We start from the raw sequence: 16,643 nt of genomic DNA on the forward strand, positions 1-16,643 counted from the left end.
GGCGCTAGGCGGCGCGGCCGCGCACACGCCAGATCATCGGCCGGGCGATGGCCGTGCAGACGATGATCGGCGACAGCAGCAGGGCCAGCAGCCGCTCGCCCAGGCTCTCCGCCCGCTTGCGGAAATAGCGCGCCAGACCCACGCCCTTGTGGAACTCCACCTTCAGGGGGCTGGCGTGGCTGGTGTGGCCCAGGTGGATCACCTCGGCCTTCGGCTGGAAGAGCACAGCGCCGCCCTCCTGGCGCACGCGCCAGCAGAGGTCGACGTCTTCCACATGCAGGAAATAGCCTTCGTCGAAGCCCTGGACGGCCTCGAAATCCTCGCGGCGCATGCAGAAGCAGGCGCCGGAGATAGTCGGCACCGGAATGACCGCCTCGGGCGGCGCCTCGGATTCCCAATGGACCTCATACCGCCGCCAGGCCGGAATCCGGCGCGACAGGTGGCTGAGGCTCAGCAGGGCGCTGACCGGAGTGATGTCGCCGCGGCGGGCGCCGCGCTGCTCGGTCCGGTCGGCGTTCAGCACGCGGCCGCCGACCAGGGACGGCACCGGGCGGCCCTCGATGGCTCGCAGCAGTTCGGCCACGCAGCCCGGCTGCAGGAAAGCGTCGGGATTGAGGAAGACGACGACATCGCCGGCCGCAGTGCGGGCGCCGAGGTTGGCGCCGCGGGCGAACCCCACATTGCCCTGCCCCTGCACCAGCCGCACGCGCGCATCGCTGTCGGCCAGGCGCTTCAGGCGCGCGGCCTCCATTCGGGTCGACCCGTTGTCGACGACGACGAGTTCATCGACCAGGGCGTCGGCAAGCACGCATTCGATGCTCTGCTGCAGCGCCTCGCCAGTCATGTACACGACCATGACCACCGAGACGCTACGACGCGGTTTCAGGAAATCCTGAGCTGGTGCAGGCTCATAGGCGACGATCGGTGCGGCGATGCCGTTCATCCAGCCTCCCTTACCCGACCGCGCCCGCTTCGGGCGAAGCACCCCGAAGCGCTACCTGTCGTGCAACATCCGGCGGACTCGCCTCTAAGGCAAGCGCCTTGACGGCTTCGGCGATCGTCATGATCGATTGGCCCTCAGAACCGAAACGCCTCAACGCGACCTTGCCTTCCTCAGCTTCCCGACGGCCGACGACGGCGATGACCGGCGTCTTGGCGAGGCTGTGTTCGCGAATCTTGTAGTTGATCTTCTCGTTGCGCAGATCGGTCTCGACCCGCAGCCCCGCGGCGCTCAATTCTTGAGCCACCTTCAACGCATAATCATCCGCGTCTGACGTAATTGTGGCGACGACCACCTGCGTCGGCGCCAACCAGAGCGGAAATGCGCCGGCATAGTGCTCGATCAGCACGCCGATGAAGCGCTCCAGCGAGCCGCAGATCGCCCGGTGCAGCATGACCGGGCGCTGCTTGGAGCCGTCCTCGGCCGTGTATTCGGCGCCGAGACGGTCGGGCAGGACATAGTCGAGCTGGATCGTGCCGCACGTCCACGTCCGGCCGATGGAGTCCTTGAGGATCCAGTCGAGCTTGGGCGCATAGAAAGCGCCGTCGCCCTCGGCGATCACCGGCTCGACGCCGGCCTTGCGGGCCGCGGCCAGCATCTGCGCCTCGGCCTTGTCCCAGAACTCATCGCTGCCGGCGCGGATCTCGGGACGCGTAGCGAGGGCGATATGGTCGCGCTGCAGGCCGAAATCGCCGTGAATCGAGTTGGCCAGCTCGATGAACTTCGCCGTCTCCTCCTCGATCTGGTCCTCGCGGCAGAAGATGTGGGCGTCGTCCTGGGTAAAGGCCCGCACCCGCATCAAGCCATGCAGCGAACCGGACGGCTCATAACGGTGGCAAGCCCCGAACTCGGCCATGCGCAGCGGCAGGTCGCGATAGGACTTCTGACCGAACTTGAAGATCTGCACGTGGCCCGGGCAGTTCATCGGCTTCAGGGAGAGCTCCTCGCCCTCCTCCGTCTCGCAGACGAACATGTTGGGACGGTACTTTTCCCAGTGTCCCGACTTCTCCCAGAAGATCCGGTCCAAGACCTGCGGCGTACGCACTTCCTGGTAGCCGGCCGCTTCGAGGCGGCGGCGGACATAGGATTCCACCGTGCGCCACAGCGTCAGGCCCTTCTCGTGCCAGAACACCATGCCCTTGCCCTCTTCCTGCATGTGGAAGAGGTCCATGGCGCGGCCGATCTTGCGGTGGTCGCGACGCTCGGCTTCCTCCAGGCGGTGGAGGTGCGCCTCAAGGTCCGCCTCGCTTGCCCAGGCCGTGCCGTAGATGCGCTGGAGCTGGGCGTTGCGATGGTCGCCGCGCCAGTAGGCGCCGGCCACCTTCATCAGCTTGAAGGCTTTGCCGACGGCCTTCGTCGAGGGCAGGTGCGGGCCCAGGCACAGGTCCTTCCATTGCCCCTGGCGATAGACCGTGATCGTCTCGCTCTCGGGCAGGTCGGAAATGATCTGCGCCTTGTAGTCCTCGCCGATCGACTTGAAGTGGGCGATCGCTTCGTCGCGGTCCCACACCTCGCGCACGATCTTCTCGTCGCGATCGACGATCTCCTTCATGCGCTGCTCGATCGTCGCCAGGTCGTCCAGGCTGAACGGCGTCTCGCGCGCGAAGTCGTAATAGAAGCCGTCGTCGATGGCCGGGCCGATCGTGACCTGCGTGCCGGGGAACAGCTCCTGCACGGCCTCGGCCATGATGTGGCTCGCGTCGTGCCGGATGGTTTCGAGCGTCTCGGGGCTCTCGCGCGTCAGAATCTCGAAGGCGCCGCCCTTTTCGAGCGGGCGATCGAGGTCGCGCAGCTCGCCGTCGAGCTTCACCAGCACCGCCTTCTTCTCCAGCGATTTGGCGATGGAGGCGGCGACGTCTCGTCCCGAAACGCCGTCGTCGAACTGGCGCTTGGAACCGTCAGGGAAAATCAGATCGATCATGTCTCACACGTCCATGTCCGCGAGGCCGGCCCGTTTCCATCAGGAGCCTTGTCGCGCGGTTGGGGGACCGGGTCGTAGCCCGAAGCTCCCCAGGGATGACAGCGGCACAGCCGCCGGGTCGCGAGCCAGGAGCCGCGGCCGGGACCATGCAGGATCAGGGCCTCCGCCGCGTACTCCGAGCATGTCGGGAGGAACCGGCACTGGCGCCCGATCAGGGGCGAAAGCGTCAGCTTGTAGGCGCGCAATGCGCCGCGGACGCAGGTCTCGTAGAAAGTCATGCCGGCTCGCGGACGTGCGATTCAATCGCAGCGATTACGCTGAGCGATCCTTGGGATCAAGCCGCGCCGGCGCGGCTAGTTCGCTCCACGGCGCGGCGGACAGCCTCGGCCGCGGCCTCGAACGCCAGGAGCGTGGAGGTGTGGCGGGCGGGATAGTCCTTCACCGGGGCCAACATCGAGAGATCCGAAAAACGTCCTTCCGGCGCCTCTGCGCCAGCCTTGAGCATAGCACGGAACTGGTCACGGGCCATCTCGATCTCGGAAAGGCTGGCGCCGACGACGTTTGCGCCCAGCACCGCGGCTGACGCCTGGCCCAGGGCGCAGGCCTTCACGTCCTGCGCAAAGTCGACCACGCGGTCGCCCTCGACGCTCACATCGACGACCACGCGGCTGCCGCACAGCTTCGAGATCTTCTCGGAACTCGCGTCCGGCGCAGGCAGCCGCCCGAGCCGCGGCATGTTCGCCGCCAGCTTCAGGAGCCTGGCCGAGTAGAGGTCGTCGATCATGCCGCTGATGTAGGCGCTCCGCCCGCCGCGCGCCATTGGGCTTCCGCACGTTCCTTGAGCGCCTCGCTCATGGCCTCGAAGCCGCGATAGATCTTGCGACCCAGCCGCCGCGCCGCGGTCGGTCCGAGCAGGCCGCCGATCAGCTCGCCGTTTGAGAAGATCGTGCTGGCGACGTCCAGCTTCTCCAGCTCCAGGAATCGGGTGGTGGAGACCAGGCCGCCCATCATCTTCAGGCGCCAGTGGATCTGGTCATTGGGCACCCATTCCAGGACCGTCGGCTGGATGACCTGCGGCTTCTCGCCCTCCAGGGCCAGGGTCAAGGTCAGCTGGCCGCCGATGCGGATCTTCCCTTCGGCCTTGGGATAGAGCGGGTTCCACTCGTGCCAGCGGTCGAGGTCGTAAAGGATGTCCCAGACGGTCTCGATCGGCGCCTGCACGCCGATGCGGTGCTCGATCCGCACGCCGCTGGGCCCCGAGGTGCCGCCGCCCTTGAACTTGAAGCCCGCGCCTGCGGTGAACATGGAGCCTTGGTTGGTCTTGGGTCCGAGGGCCATCAGACAGTTTCCCTGATCCGCCAGGTCGCGCCGGACGGACCGTCCATCACCTCGATATTCAACGCGGTGAGCTCGTCGCGGATGCGGTCGGCGGCGGCCCAGTCCTTGGCCGCGCGGGCCTCGACGCGCTGGGCGATCAGGACCTCGACCTTTTCGCGCAGGTCGTCGGTGACGCCGGCCTGGAACCAGTCCTCCGGATCGCCGTGCAGGAAACCCAGCAGGTTGGCCGCGGCCAGCAGTTCGCCCTTGGCCTGGGCGCGGCCCTTCCCCGTCGCGGTCTCCAGCCTGGTCGCCAGGCCGAACAGCTCGGCGAAGGCGGCCGGGGTGTTCAGGTCGTCTTCCAGAGCGGCCATGAAAGCGGCCGGCGGGGCGACATCCTCGGCCTCGACCTCGCTGGAGCGCCGCAAAGCGCCATAGAGCCGATCGAGCGCCTTCTTCGACTGCTCGATAAGCTCGCCGGTCCATTCCAGCGGCGCGCGGTAGTGGCCGACCAGCAGCGCCCAGCGCAGCGCCTCGCCTGGCGCCTGGGAGATCAGGTCGTGAACCAGGGCGACATTGCCCAGGCTCTTGGACATCTTCTCGGCCGCCATGTTCAGGAAGCCGTTGTGCATCCAGTAGTTGGCGTAGCCGGTTCCGTGGTCGTGGCCAGCGCACACGCCCTGGGCCATCTCGTTCTCATGGTGCGGGAACAGCAGGTCGATCCCGCCGCCGTGGATGTCGATCGGCAGGCCCAGGGTCTTCTCGATCATCGCCGAGCATTCGATGTGCCAGCCGGGGCGGCCTGGGCCCCAGGGGCTTTCCCAGACCGGCTCGTTCGCCTTCGACGGCTTCCACAGCACGAAATCGGCCGGGTGCTGCTTGTAGGGCGCGACGTCGACGCGGGCGCCGGCGATCATGTCCTCCATCGGCTGGCGCGAGAGCTTGCCATAGTCGGCATAGGCCTGGGTATTGAAGAGCACGTGGCCCTCGGCCGCATAGGCCGCGTTGTTGCGCACGAGCTGACCGATCATCTCGATGATCGCGTCCATGGTCTGGGTCGCGCGCGGCTGCTCCGTCGGGCGCAGGGCGCCGAGCGTGGCCATGTCGTCGTTGTAGATGGCGAGGTAGCGGTCGGTGATGACGTCGATCGACACGCCCTCGTCAGCCGCCTTCTTGTTGATCTTGTCGTCCACGTCGGTGACGTTGGCCGCATAGATCACCGCATCTTCGCCGTAGACGTGGCGGAGCAGGCGGAACAGCACGTCGAACACCACCACGGGCCGGGCGTTGCCGATGTGAGCGTAGTTGTAGACGGTCGGCCCGCAGACATACATCGTCACCCGCGACGGATCCCGGGGAACGAAGGCTCGCTTTTCGCGGGCCATGGTGTCGTAGAGCGCGAGGGCCATCTGGGTCCTTCATGTTTTCTGGCGCCGCCCGATTCAAAAACTGACGCCGCGTAACGGTTGCCCCCAAAGGGGTTGGCCCCATATACATTCGGTCCGGCCTTGAGGCCACGGTTCCGTCCGTGCCTCTTCGAGGGCCGATTTAAGGGGTGGCACGCGTCATTTCCGGGGCCTTCGTCCCGGCGCAACTCAGGCCCCGGAAAGAAAACCGCTCACAGATGGACGCTCCCAGTCGCGACCGAACCCTGGTCGGAACCCCCGGCCTTGATCTTGAAGCCGTGAAGCGCCCGACGCGCGAAGAGGCTATGGAAGCCGTGCGCACGCTGATCGCGTGGGCCGGCGACGACCCCCGCCGGGAAGGCGTGATCGATACGCCCAAGCGCGTTGTCGACGCCTATGCCGAGTGGTTCGAGGGCTACCAGCTAGACCCGTCCAAGGAACTCTCGCGCACCTTCGAGGACGTGCAAGGCTATGACGACATCGTCATGCTGCGCGACATCGAGGTCGAGAGCCACTGCGAGCACCACATGGCTCCGTTCCTCGGCAAGGCCTATGTCGCCTACATGCCGACCAACCGGGTCGTCGGCATCTCCAAGCTGGCCAAGGTGGTCGAGATCTTCGCCCGCCGCCTGCAGACGCAGGAGACCATGACCCAGCAGATCGCCGACGCGATCACCGACAGCCTGCGTCCGGCCGGTGTGGCGATCCTCATCGACGCGGCCCACCAGTGCATGACCACCCGCGGCGTGCACCACCGCCACGTCTCGACCATCACCACCCAGTTCACGGGCGTGTTCAAGACCGACGCGACCCTGCGCCAGCGCTTCCTCGACTTCGTCAACAAGCGCTGAGCCGCATCAGGCCTTCTTCGGAAGGCTTGACAGCAACAGGTTGGCCGTGGCCTCGGGCGATCCCTCGCCCGTCAGCGCCACGGCCACAAAGGCCTGCTTTTCCAACGCATAAGCCACCATGGCCCGTGCACCGGGCATCCCGCCGGCGTGGCCGAGCCAGGTGTCGGTGGCGCTCGGGTCGGCCAGCTTCAGGTCGCTGACCATCACGCCCAGCCCATAGGACGAGGCCGGCGACACGTTCACCATCGGATAGAGCCTGGCGAACCGGCGGCGGGTCAGCTCCACGCCGTGGAGCCGGCTGGCCATCAGCGCGCGCCAGAACCGCACCACATCGGCCGACGAGGCCGAGACCGCCCCGGCCGCGTAGGGCGTGGTGACGTCGTCGTCTTCCGAAGCCGGATAGGCCATGTCCCGCGGGGTCTCGCGCGGCGCCAGGATCGTCGTCTCGCGCAGGTCGAGGCGTTCGATGATCCTGCCGGTAAGGGCCCTATCGTAAGGTTTTCCGTCCACCGCTTCTATGATCCTGCCGAGCAGGACATAGCCGGTGTTGCTGTAGGACCAGGCGCCGCCGGGACAGAACAGCGGCGGTCGCGCGGCCGCGACGGCGAGCAGGCGTTCAGGCGGCTTGTAGCCCCGCTCGGCGTGCAGGCCCGGATCCTCCTGGAACGAGTAGAGACCGCTGGTGTGGCCCAGCAGATCCTCGACAGTGATGAAGGCGGCGTTGGGCATGTCGGGCGCCCAGCGCGAGAGCTTGTCGTCCAGGGACAGCTTGCCCTCCTCGACCATCTGGAGGATCGCGGTCGCGGTGTAGGCCTTGCCGACGCTGGCCCAGAAGAAACGCTGCGGGAACGGCGCGTCATGCAGCGGCCCGGTCAGGGTCTGAGTCCATATCCCGCCGTCCGGGCGCGCGACGGCGGCGGTCAGGGCCTGGATCTTCATCTTGCCGGCGGCCGCGGAGAGCTTTTCCTCCAGCCCATCGTCGATCGCCGGCGCCAGGCGGACTGAGCCTGCCTTGGCCGCGGCTTCCAGCTGCCAATCTGCGAGCGGCGCGCGTAGCGGGGCGCCGGCATAGGCGACATGGCCCTTGCAGCGCAGTTTGGCCGGCTTGCGCGCCGCCAGGGCCTGGGCTGGAAGTCCGGCGGAGGCGACAGCGGCCAGTACGGTGCGACGGTCGAGGCTCATGCGGGCGCTCCCAGGGTTGCCGTCGCCACCGTTGGTCGCAAAGCGCGGCCATAGAATGGCGAGGTTCCCCCTAGCGCGGGCGCGCCTGCGCGCGCCATATGCGCGCCATGACCCAAGCGAGCTTTCCCACCGCCCCCGACAAGGCCGCGCTCGAACGCGGCGAGATCCTGAGCCCCCGGTTCGACGCAAACGGCCTGGTCGCCGTCGTCGCGACCCACGCTGAGACCGGCGAGGTGCTGATGTTCGCCCATATGAACGCCGAGGCCTTGGCCCGTACTCTGGAGCTGGGCGAGGCGGTGTATTTCAGCCGCTCCCGCAATGAGATCTGGCACAAGGGGGCGACCAGCGGGCAAATCCAGAAGATCGTCGAGATGCGGATCGACTGCGACCAGGATTGCATCTGGCTGAAGGTCCTGCCCCAGGGCGACGGCGGCGCCTGCCACGTCGGCTTCCGCTCGTGCTTCTACCGCGTGATCGAGGACGGCGCGCTGGTGGAACGCCCGTGAGCCCGGCCGAGGCCCTGCTCGGCTTCACCGCCGCCGCAGCGGTGCTGACCGTGCTGCCGGGCCTGGACACCGCGCTGGTGCTGCGCGCCGCGGCCGTCGAGGGGTCCAAGCGGGCGACGCTTGCGGGGCTCGGAATCGCGATCGGCTGCCTGGTCTGGGGCGCAGCCGCCGCCGTCGGGCTGGGGGCGCTGCTGGCGGCTTCGCACCTGGCCTTCACCCTGCTGAAGTGGGCCGGCGCGGCCTATCTGCTGTGGCTGGGGATCGGGCTGATCTCCAGGCCCCGCAAGACCTTCGACATGGAAGCGGTCGAAGGCGCGCCCATCGGCGACGACTTCGCCTGGATGCGCCGGGGCCTGACGACCAACCTGCTGAACCCGAAGATCGGGGTGTTCTACGTCTCGTTTCTTCCGCAGTTCATGGCGCAGGGCGTGCCGGCCGGGCCGTTCCTGTTCCTGCTGGCGGCGGTGCACGCGAGCATCGGCATGATCTGGTTCGCCCTGCTGATCGCGGCCATGGCCCCGATCGCGCGGACGCTGAAGCGCCCCGCGGTGGTGACCTGGCTGGATCGCCTGACGGGCGGCGTCTTCGTCGCCTTCGCCGCCCGCCTGGCGCTGGAAAAGGCCTAGGCCTCGATCAGCGCCGAGACGCCCGCCGCCTCCGGCTTCACACGGAAGGTCTTGAGGACCCGGGTCTCAAAAGTCCTCGAAACGATGGTCGAAACCGCCATCAGCTCGGCCTTCGCCTCCTCCCGCGACAGGGTCAGCAGCACGAAGCCCTTGGCGGCCTGATCGCAGAAGACCACCTCCTTCGCCGACTGGGCGTAGAGGTCGCCCAGCGAGAAGCTCTTCACCGTGTCGCCGCCGCCCGGACTGGTGACGCCGGTCGTGCCGAACTCGACGGCGACGCGGCGCGCCCCCTTGTCGTGCAGCTCGTTGGCCCAGAAGGCGTGGCTGTCGCCGGCCAACACGATGGCGTGGCCGCCGGAAGCCTTGATCGCGTCATAGACCCGCTCGCGGTCGGCGGGGTAGCCGTCCCACATGTCCAGGCCATAGGGCAGGTCGAGGGCGGCGAGGCGCTCGATCTGGCCGAGACGCTTGCGGGCGGACTCGGACTCCTTGGCCAGGATCTCGGCGGTGCGGGCCTCGCCAAACGCCGTCTTCAGGCTGGCGACCGGGATGTTGGCCATCAGCACCTCATTGCCCAGCACCTGCCACACCTGGCCGGCGGCGGCCGAGCGCTTGAGCCCCTCGGCGAGCCAGGCCTCCTGGACCTGCCCCATCATCTTGCGGCCGGGATCGGTCAGCTTCACGCGGAAAGCGTCAACCGCCGCCTGGTCGGCGCCCTCCGGCAGGTCGCGGTCATAGCGCAGCTGCTGGTCGCGGGCGGTCAGGCGCGTCTCCAGCATGAACAGGCTCATCAGGTCGCCGAACGAGAAGGACCGGTTGATCGCGGCCCCGCCGTCGGCCGGCTCGCGGATCGGCATCCATTCGTAATAGGCCTTGATCGCGCGCGCCTTGCGCTCGTTCCAATCGCCCTCGGTCTGCGGCTGGTGGTTCTGGGCGCCGGTCGAATAGCTGTCGTTGGCGGTCTCGTGATCGTCCCAGACGACGATCCAGGGCGCGCGGGCATGGGCGGCCTGGAGCTGGGGGTCGGACTTGTACTGGGCGTGGCGGACCCGATAGTCGGCCAGCGACAGGATCTCGCGCGGCGGATCGTGCGGGCGCTCGGCCGCCACCGCCGAGTCCATGCCGTAGGTCCCGGCGCCGCCGTATTCGTAGATGTAGTCGCCCAGGTGCAGCACCGCGTCGACGCGGGGCAGCTTGGCGATCGCCTCGTAGGCGTTGAAATAGCCGTTCGGGTAGAGGCTGCACGAGGCCACGGCCAGGACGACGTCCTTGGTCGGCCCCTTGGGCAGGGTGGCTGTGCGGCCCATCGGCGAGGTCGCGCCATTGGCCTTGAACTCGAAGCTGTAGGCGCGGGCGGCGTCGAGGCCGGCGACGTCGACCTTCACTGTCCAGTCGCGGTCCGGCCCGGTGACGCCCTGGCCGGACTTGGCGCCGCCGGCGCGGCGGTCGATCGGGTTCAGGGTCCAGGTATAGGCGATCTCGCCCGCGGTCGGATCGGCCGGAGTGATGCGGGTCCAGAGGATGACGCGGTCGGCCAGCGGATCGCCCGAGGCGACGCCATGCTTGAAGGCGACCTCGCCGACGTAGCGCGCGGCGGCCTGAGCGGCGGTGGGCGCGGCCGCGCCGAGGCCCAGCAGGGCCAGCGCCCGGCGTCGATTGATCTGCATGCGGATTTCCCCCTGAGCGGACTCGATGATCGGGTCTGCTCCTAGAGGAATTGCATGACGGTCCGATGTCCAGGCGTCCGCCCGCCCATCCCGGTGGAGGCTGGAACCTGCCGCAGCCCGGTTCCGAGCTCAGGCGGCGGCAAGGTCCCCCAGACCCTTCTGGTCCCAGCCCCCGCCGGGATGGACGTGCGGAGCGGCGCGCCGAGAGAGAGCGGGCGCCGGTCCGACGCGGGAGGCGGCGAGCTATCCAGGGGCCGCCTCCCGGTCATGGTGATCCTTTATCGTGGGGACGGTCGGATCACCGCAGAACCGCGTCCAGACCCGTTGGCCGAGGCGCAGCCCTGACTACTCGCGAACTTGCAGGCCGCCGGCCCGGACGGACGCATGACCCCCAGATCGGCGCGGGCCGAGGTCGCCAGGGCGATGGCGCCCGCGGCGAGGAACGAGGCGATCGAGAATCCGAGCGTGAGGTATTTCATGGCTTCGTTTCCTCCGTCGGCGGGGGAGCGCCGGCGCGTTCTTCTTGTTGAGAGTTTGTTTACGGAGAACAACGTTCGGCGCGCAGTTGCAGCGGCTGTCGACGGCCTGCGCAACCGTTGCAGGCCAGGGACGCAACCCTTGCGCTACCGCATGCAACCGTTGCATTTCATCGCGCAACCGTTGCATGCCCGGTTGCATTTCGGGGCGGCTGTGGGATCATCAGACCACCATGCATCTGGCCACCCCCTTCTCAGAGAAGCTGGACTTGGTCCTGAAGGCGCTCTCGATGAGCCGCGGACGGCTGGCGGCCGACCTTGGCGTGGACAAGTCGTTGGTCGGGCGCTGGGCGTCCGGCGCCGTGACCCCCTCGGCGCACAACCTGGAAAACCTCACCAAGCTGGTCGCCCAGCGGCGCACCGGGTTCACAATGCTGGACTGGGACCGAGACCTGGCGAGCCTGGCGCATGTCTTTGGAGTCGAGCCGGCGGTCACCCGGGTGGTCGAGCAGCCGGTGAACGGCGCGGCTCACGGCGGACTGCCGCTGCCGGGCATGGACCTGGTGCGGATGATGACCGAACGTCGGGCGGCCACCTATGAAGGCTTCTGGCGCAGCACCCGCCCGTCCATCGCCATGCCCGGCGAGATCTTCCACGACTACGGCATGATCCGCCGCGGTCCCGACGGGCTGCTCAACTTCAAGATGGGCGGCTCGGGCCTGCTGTTCGACGGCTGGATGATGCCGATCGAGGGCCAGCTGTTCGCCATCCTGTTCGACACCGTCGGCCAGACTCCGGTGTTCCTGATCTTCAACGGAGTGTCGCTGCACAAGGCGGTGCAGCTCGACGGCCTGATCCTGGCCGCCGCGCTCAACGCAGCGCGCACCCCCTCGTCCTATCCGGTGGTGCTGGAGCGGCTGGGCGACCTGACCGGCGATCGCGAGGCCGATGACGCCCATTGCGAGGAGTTGCTGAAGCTCGACACCGCCGCCACGCCCGAGAGCGCGCCAGAGGCCATGCGCAAGCACCTCATCCGCGATATCGGCCCCACCGCCGCCGAGACCGGGGCCGGCGAGTTGTTCCTGCTCTCCAGCTGGGCCAACAGCCTGTCGAAGGGCCTGTCTTCGGGCGGACATCTGCAAGGGTGAGCGAAAGCGACGTCGAGGACGACGACCTCGCCGCCGATCTCCCCGCAGGAGACATGGCCGCGCGGATCGTGACTGTGGCGCCGGAGGGCGCGGGCGGGCGGCTGGACAAGACCCTGGCCGAGCTGGTCGCCGACCTTTCCCGCGGACGCATCCAGGCGCTGCTGGCCCAGGGGCTGATCAGCCGCGAGGGGCGCCCGCTGTCCGACGCTTCGGCCAAGGCCCAGGCCGGCGACTATCAGATCCTGGTGCCGCCCCCCGCGCCCGCCGAGCCGCAGGCAGAGGACATCCCGCTGTCGATCCTCTACGAGGACGACGACCTGATCGTGGTCGACAAGGCGCCGGGCATGGCCGTGCATCCGGCGCCGGGCAGCGAGAGCGGCACCCTGGTCAACGCCCTGCTGCACCATTGCGGCGCCAGCCTGTCGGGCATCGGCGGGGTAGCGCGGCCCGGCATCGTGCACCGGATCGACAAGGAAACCTCCGGGGTGATGGTGGCGGCCAAGTCGGACGCCGCCCACCAGGGCCTGTCGAAGCTGTTTGCGACCCACGACATCGACCGCGTCTATGTGGCCCTGGTCCGCGGCGCCCCGCATCCAGCCCGCGGGACCATCGAGACGCGGCTCGGCCGCTCGCCGCACGACCGCAAGAAGATGGCGGTTCTGAAGAGCGGTGGCCGCGAGGCGGTCACGCACTATATGACCGAGCAGGTGTTCGGCCCGGCCGACAAGCCACAGGCGGCGCGGGTCTCGTGCACGCTGGAAACCGGCCGAACCCACCAGATCCGCGTACACATGGCCTCCAAGGGGACGCCGTGCCTGGGCGATCCTGTCTATGGCTCGGGCCCGCCGGCCGCGCCGGTGCGTGAGGCCCTCGCCGCATCGGGGCTGAAGCGCCAGGCGCTGCACGCCGCAGTGCTGGGGTTCATCCATCCCGTGACCGGCCAGGCTTTGCGGTTCGAAAGCCCTCTGCCCGCCGATATGGCGCAACTGCAAGCTAACCTGACAGCTTTGTAAGAAAGCTTGTGCCCAAGCCGCCTTGAAGGCGCCTACTTCCGTCTGTACAAATATCCGAGTTGAGCAGTCGGACTTTTGGGCCGTCGGTTTCTCCCAAGCCAGGCCCTTACGTCAGCCGCAACCAATACCTATCTGAAGGATTGGAGGGGGCGGACGTGTTCGCGCGCCGGTGCGCTGCGACCCGAAAGTCCGCCAAGTAAGAAAGGGGATACGTCCATGGCCGCCAACGCGCTCGCCGTGATGTCGCCGGAAGGCGGACTGAGCCGGTATCTGACTGAAATCCGCAAGTTTCCGATGCTCGCCAAGGACGAGGAATTCATGCTGGCCAAGGCCTGGCGTGAACACGAAGACTCGGAAGCCGCCCATAAGCTGGTCACCAGCCACCTTCGCCTGGTGGCCAAGATCGCCATGGGCTATCGCGGCTATGGCCTGCCGATCGGGGAAGTGATCTCCGAGGGCAATGTCGGCCTGATGCAGGCGGTGAAGAAGTTCGAGCCGGACAAGGGCTTCCGCCTGGCGACCTACGCCATGTGGTGGATCCGCGCCTCGATCCAGGAGTACATCCTGCGGTCCTGGAGCCTGGTGAAGATGGGCACCACCGCTGCGCAGAAGAAGCTGTTCTTCAACCTGCGCAAGGCCAAGAGCCAGATCAGCGCCTTCCAGGACGGGGACCTGCGCCCCGACCAGGTCAGCCAGATCGCCACCAAGCTGGGCGTGCTGGACGAAGAGGTCGTCTCGATGAACCGCCGGCTGTCGGGCCCCGACGCCTCGCTGAACGCGCCGCTGCGCGTGGACGGCGAGAGCGAGTGGCAGGACTGGCTGGAAGACGAGACCGCCGTCAGCCAGGAAACCTACGTCGCCGAGAACCAGGAACGCGGCGCGCGCATGACGCTGATGGAAGCGGCCATGAGCGAGCTGTCGGACCGCGAGCGGCATATCCTGACCGAACGCCGGCTGAAGGATAACCCGACCACCCTGGAGGATCTCGCCTCGGAATACGGCGTCAGCCGCGAGCGGGTGCGCCAGATCGAGGTGCGGGCGTTCGAGAAGCTGCAGAAGGCGGTCACCGCCGCGGCGCGCGAGAAGAACCTGATCGAAGCCTGACCGGCGTAATCAGAACGAACGAAGGCCCCGCAGCATCCTGCGGGGCCTTTTTCGTTGCGCGACGGGCTAGGCCGCCCGTTCCTTGCCCGGATCGTCCGGCGGCAGGAGGGCCAGCAGGCCCTGGGCGCGGCGGCCCATTTCAGCGGCGTCGAAGGTCTTCGCCTGGGCCACGTTCGCCAGATAGAGCTGGAAGTCGGTGGCCAGCCTCGCGAGCTTGGCGTCCTTGGTCACCGCCGCCCCGCGCTGCAGTTCGATCATCTGGGCCAGCAGGGCGCGCATCGCCTGGGTCGGATCCGTGGCGATCGCCGGAATCGCCGAGCGGACGATCTTCAGGGCCTGGAGGATGCGTTCGGCGTCGGGCGTGGCGCTGACGTCCGAGCGGCGCTTCAACGGGCCGCTGTAGTCGCCGGAATTGAATCGCCGCCGGTCGGGGCCGACATACTGCACCGCCTCGACCCAGTCGCGCGGATGCAAGGTCACTGCTTCCAGCCGGCGCAGCAGCTCCTTGGTGTTGTAGGGCTTGCGCAGGAATTCGTGCACCCCGGCGTCGCGGGCGGCGATGATCGCGCCGGCGGTCGCGGTGGCGGTCACCATGATCACCGGCGCCATGCGGCAGGCCGCGTCGGAGCGGCGCAGCTGGCGGGTGAACTCGACGCCGTCGACCTCGGTCCCGGCCAGTTCGACGAAAATGAGCTGGGGATTGACCTGACGGGCCGCCTCCAACCCCTTGCGGGTGGTGGGGGCATGCCAGATCTGCACCGGGGCGATGTTGCGCATCAGGTCCGCCAGCAGGCGCGCGCTGGCGTTGGCCGGATCGACGATCAGGACCCGCTGCATCAGCGGCGTCATGCGCTGAATCTGTTTCAGGTCTTCGTTGAACAAGGGCGGCGCTCGGAACTCCGGATTCCACGCAAACATGGACCGGACGTCCTTAAGAACGCCTTACGCCGCCCGTCGCCCTTTCGTCGCCGATCAGTCCTGGAACGGATCGCGGACCATGATGGTGTCGTCGCGCTGCGGGCTGGTCGAGACCATGGCCGCCGGAGCGCCGATCAGTTCCTCGACGCGGCGGACGTACTTCACCGCATTGGCCGGCAGGTCCTTCCACGAGGTGGCGCCGGCGGTGCTTTCGCTCCAGCCGTCCATCTCCTCATAAACCGGCTCCAGCGCCGACTGAGCCTTGAGGCCGGCGGGCAAGTAGTCGAGCACCTCGCCGTTCAGCCGGTAGCCGGTGCAGATCTTCAGTTTCGGCAGGCCGTCGAGCACGTCGAGCTTGGTGAGCGCGATGCCGTCGATGCCGTTCAGGGCCACCGACTGGCGCACCAGGGCCGCGTCGAACCAGCCGCAGCGGCGCGGACGGCCGGTGACGACGCCGAATTCCCGCCCCACCGTGCCCAGGTGCTGGCCGATCTCGTCGCTGAGCTCGGTCGGGAACGGGCCTTCGCCGACGCGGGTGGTGTAGGCCTTGACGATGCCGAGCACGAAGCCGGTGCCCTTCGGCCCCAGGCCCGAACCAGCCGCGGCCTGGCCGGCCACGGTGTTGGACGAGGTCACATAGGGATAGGTGCCGTGATCGACGTCCAGCAGCGCGCCCTGGGCGCCCTCGAACAGCACGCGCTTGCCCGACTTCACGATGCCGTCCAGCAGACGCCAGGCCGGCTGGGCGAAAGGCAGGACCTTGGGCGCGATCTCCTCGAGCGCGGCCAGCAGCTCGGCGCCGTCGTATTCCGGCAGGCCCAGGCCGCGGCGAAGCGGGGTGTGGTGGGCGAGCAGGCGGTCGATCTTGGCTTCCAGGGCGTCGCGGTCGGCCAGGTCGCCGAGGCGGATGGCGCGGCGCCCGACCTTGTCCTCATAGGCCGGGCCGATGCCGCGGCCAGTGGTGCCGATCTTGTTGACCGCGGCGGCCTCGCGCGCCTGGTCCAGGTCGCGGTGCAGCGGCAGGATCAGGGCGGCGTTGTCGGCCAGCACCAGCAGGTCCGGGGTGATCTCGATCCCCTGGGCGCCGATCTTGGCGATTTCTTCCAGCAGGTGCCACGGGTCGACGACGACCCCGTTGCCGACCACCGACAGCTTGCCCTGGACGACGCCCGAGGGCAGCAGGCTGAGCTTGTAGACCTGGTCGCCGACCACCAGGGTGTGGCCGGCGTTGTGGCCGCCCTGGAAACGCACGACGACGTCGGCGCGGTTGGACAGCCAGTCGACGAGCTTGCCCTTGCCCTCGTCGCCCCACTGGGCGCCGATCACGGTGACATTAGCCATTTGGGTACGATCTCCCGGCCTGCCGAGCGGGTCCGACCACGCCCTTCGACAGGCTCTCGGCGGGTGGACTGGATCGATTGTAGGAAGCGGTGGCGCGGCCTGAAGGCGGCGGCTTTCCGTTTCGCCGGGGGTAAACCAGCGGCGCGGGGCGGCGTCAACCCCCAGCC

General features: G+C 68.1%; 17 protein-coding genes. 6 read left to right on the forward strand and 11 right to left on the reverse strand.

From position 1 onward, the window contains the following. Nucleotides 1-4 precede the first annotated feature (4 nt). From ACE3T2_RS12370 to cysS, 6 genes are read right to left on the reverse strand one after another with little or no spacing between them, the layout of a single operon-like run. Nucleotides 5-943: a glycosyltransferase family 2 protein gene (locus ACE3T2_RS12370; protein ID WP_374657739.1), complete on the reverse strand. Its 939-nt coding sequence runs from the start codon at nucleotides 941-943 to the stop codon at nucleotides 5-7. Nucleotides 944-953: 10 nt separating this feature from the next. Continuing rightward, nucleotides 954-2,921, reverse strand: coding sequence for a threonine--tRNA ligase (thrS, locus tag ACE3T2_RS12375; RefSeq protein WP_374657741.1), 1,968 nt, complete (start codon nucleotides 2,919-2,921; stop codon nucleotides 954-956). Next, nucleotides 2,918-3,199 carry a membrane protein insertion efficiency factor YidD gene (gene yidD, locus ACE3T2_RS12380; protein WP_374657743.1) on the reverse strand — a complete coding sequence of 94 codons (282 nt, stop codon included), beginning with the start codon at nucleotides 3,197-3,199 and terminating at the stop codon, nucleotides 2,918-2,920. Before yidD ends, thrS begins: the two co-directional genes overlap by 4 nt. Nucleotides 3,200-3,255: 56 nt before the next feature. Beyond that, the gene (locus ACE3T2_RS12385) at nucleotides 3,256-3,705 is read right to left on the reverse strand and encodes an iron-sulfur cluster assembly scaffold protein (RefSeq protein ID WP_374657894.1); all 450 of its coding nucleotides are present in this window, start codon (nucleotides 3,703-3,705) and stop codon (nucleotides 3,256-3,258) included. Beyond that, nucleotides 3,702-4,259, reverse strand: coding sequence for an SRPBCC family protein (locus ACE3T2_RS12390; protein WP_374657745.1), 558 nt, complete (start codon nucleotides 4,257-4,259; stop codon nucleotides 3,702-3,704). The genes ACE3T2_RS12385 and ACE3T2_RS12390 overlap by 4 nt, the downstream gene beginning before the upstream one ends. Then, nucleotides 4,259-5,647: a cysteine--tRNA ligase gene (gene cysS, locus ACE3T2_RS12395; protein WP_374657747.1), complete on the reverse strand. Its 1,389-nt coding sequence runs from the start codon at nucleotides 5,645-5,647 to the stop codon at nucleotides 4,259-4,261. The genes ACE3T2_RS12390 and cysS overlap by 1 nt, the downstream gene beginning before the upstream one ends. Nucleotides 5,648-5,862: 215 nt before the next feature. On the opposite strand from cysS, the gene folE reads away from it, so the two are divergent. Continuing rightward, on the forward strand, nucleotides 5,863-6,495 hold the full coding sequence (folE, locus tag ACE3T2_RS12400; RefSeq protein ID WP_374657749.1) for a GTP cyclohydrolase I FolE: 633 nt from the start codon (nucleotides 5,863-5,865) through the stop codon (nucleotides 6,493-6,495). 6 nt (nucleotides 6,496-6,501) lie between these two features. On the opposite strand, the gene ACE3T2_RS12405 is transcribed toward folE, so the two are convergent. Then, on the reverse strand, nucleotides 6,502-7,677 hold the full coding sequence (locus ACE3T2_RS12405) for a serine hydrolase domain-containing protein (RefSeq protein ID WP_374657751.1): 1,176 nt from the start codon (nucleotides 7,675-7,677) through the stop codon (nucleotides 6,502-6,504). Nucleotides 7,678-7,784: 107 nt separating this feature from the next. Between ACE3T2_RS12405 and hisI the strand changes: the two genes are divergently transcribed. Together hisI and ACE3T2_RS12415 are read left to right on the forward strand one after the other, a co-directional pair. Further along, entirely contained in the window at nucleotides 7,785-8,183 is a 399-nt protein-coding gene (gene hisI, locus ACE3T2_RS12410; RefSeq protein WP_374657753.1) for a phosphoribosyl-AMP cyclohydrolase, read from the forward strand. After that, on the forward strand, nucleotides 8,180-8,809 hold the full coding sequence (locus ACE3T2_RS12415) for a LysE family translocator (RefSeq protein ID WP_374657755.1): 630 nt from the start codon (nucleotides 8,180-8,182) through the stop codon (nucleotides 8,807-8,809). The genes hisI and ACE3T2_RS12415 overlap by 4 nt, the downstream gene beginning before the upstream one ends. Here the strand turns inward: ACE3T2_RS12415 and ACE3T2_RS12420 are convergent. After that, nucleotides 8,806-10,476, reverse strand: coding sequence for an alkaline phosphatase (locus tag ACE3T2_RS12420; protein WP_374657757.1), 1,671 nt, complete (start codon nucleotides 10,474-10,476; stop codon nucleotides 8,806-8,808). The two genes, ACE3T2_RS12415 and ACE3T2_RS12420, sit on opposite strands and share 4 nt — an antisense overlap. A gap of 278 nt (nucleotides 10,477-10,754) precedes the next feature. Further along, nucleotides 10,755-10,955 (reverse strand): hypothetical protein, encoded by a 201-nt coding sequence (locus tag ACE3T2_RS12425; RefSeq protein WP_374657759.1) that lies wholly within the window; start codon nucleotides 10,953-10,955, stop codon nucleotides 10,755-10,757. Nucleotides 10,956-11,185: 230 nt separating this feature from the next. Here ACE3T2_RS12425 and ACE3T2_RS12430 point away from each other — a divergent pair, with 230 nt between their 5' ends. The 3 genes from ACE3T2_RS12430 to rpoH all read left to right on the forward strand — a co-directional run bounded on the left by ACE3T2_RS12430 (nucleotide 11,186) and on the right by rpoH (nucleotide 14,217). Beyond that, entirely contained in the window at nucleotides 11,186-12,100 is a 915-nt protein-coding gene (locus ACE3T2_RS12430; protein WP_374657761.1) for a helix-turn-helix domain-containing protein, read from the forward strand. Between the two features lie 53 nt (nucleotides 12,101-12,153). Beyond that, complete coding sequence (locus tag ACE3T2_RS12435; RefSeq protein ID WP_374657896.1) at nucleotides 12,154-13,113, forward strand: RluA family pseudouridine synthase; 960 nt, start codon at nucleotides 12,154-12,156, stop codon at nucleotides 13,111-13,113. Between the two features lie 216 nt (nucleotides 13,114-13,329). Further along, nucleotides 13,330-14,217: an RNA polymerase sigma factor RpoH gene (gene rpoH / locus ACE3T2_RS12440; protein ID WP_374657763.1), complete on the forward strand. Its 888-nt coding sequence runs from the start codon at nucleotides 13,330-13,332 to the stop codon at nucleotides 14,215-14,217. Between the two features lie 66 nt (nucleotides 14,218-14,283). Here the strand turns inward: rpoH and ACE3T2_RS12445 are convergent, their stop codons facing one another. Continuing rightward, nucleotides 14,284-15,099 (reverse strand): PleD family two-component system response regulator, encoded by an 816-nt coding sequence (locus ACE3T2_RS12445; RefSeq protein WP_374657765.1) that lies wholly within the window; start codon nucleotides 15,097-15,099, stop codon nucleotides 14,284-14,286. Nucleotides 15,100-15,189: 90 nt separating this feature from the next. Next, a complete protein-coding gene (locus ACE3T2_RS12450; RefSeq protein ID WP_374657767.1) occupies nucleotides 15,190-16,476 on the reverse strand; it encodes an adenylosuccinate synthase in 1,287 nt (428 codons plus the stop codon). Nucleotides 16,477-16,643 lie beyond the last annotated feature (167 nt).

It is taken from the genome of Phenylobacterium sp., from assembly GCF_041919955.1.
Lineage (GTDB): Bacteria > Pseudomonadota > Alphaproteobacteria > Caulobacterales > Caulobacteraceae > Phenylobacterium.